Source organism: Bacillus cereus group sp. BfR-BA-01380 (genome assembly GCF_022663535.1).
Lineage (GTDB): Bacteria > Bacillota > Bacilli > Bacillales > Bacillaceae_G > Bacillus_A > Bacillus_A cereus_BB.
Genome location: NZ_JAKUFS010000110.1, coordinates 1 through 312 on the forward strand (window position 1 = coordinate 1; position 312 = coordinate 312).

Sequence of the window (312 nt, forward strand, 5' to 3'; positions counted from 1 at the left end):
GAGTCCTCTCGGGCGCGCTTTATTAACGGGAAGTGGCTCAGCTTGGTAGAGCACCTGGTTTGGGACCAGGGGGTCGCAGGTTCGAATCCTGTCTTCCCGATAGTTTTAAAAAATGGGGCCTTAGCTCAGCTGGGAGAGCGCCTGCCTTGCACGCAGGAGGTCAGCGGTTCGATCCCGCTAGGCTCCACCATTAAAGCTTCATATATACGGAGGTATACCCAAGTTCGGCTGAAGGGATCGGTCTTGAAAACCGACAGGCGGCGAGAGTCGCGCGGGGGTTCGAATCCCTCTACCTCCTCCATTTTTTATTTA

The 312-nt window shown here is 54.8% G+C and carries 3 tRNA genes; all 3 read left to right on the plus strand.

The annotated features are described in order from the left end of the window. Positions 1 to 26 precede the first annotated feature (26 nt). The 3 genes from MR076_RS26145 to MR076_RS26155 all read left to right on the plus strand — a co-directional run bounded on the left by MR076_RS26145 (position 27) and on the right by MR076_RS26155 (position 301). Positions 27 to 100, plus strand: a tRNA-Pro gene (locus MR076_RS26145). Positions 101 to 114: 14 nt separating this feature from the next. Further along, positions 115 to 190: transfer RNA gene (locus MR076_RS26150), tRNA-Ala, on the plus strand. Positions 191 to 208: 18 nt separating this feature from the next. Continuing rightward, a tRNA-Ser gene (locus MR076_RS26155) sits at positions 209 to 301 on the plus strand. The last annotated feature ends 11 nt before the right edge of the window (positions 302 to 312 follow it).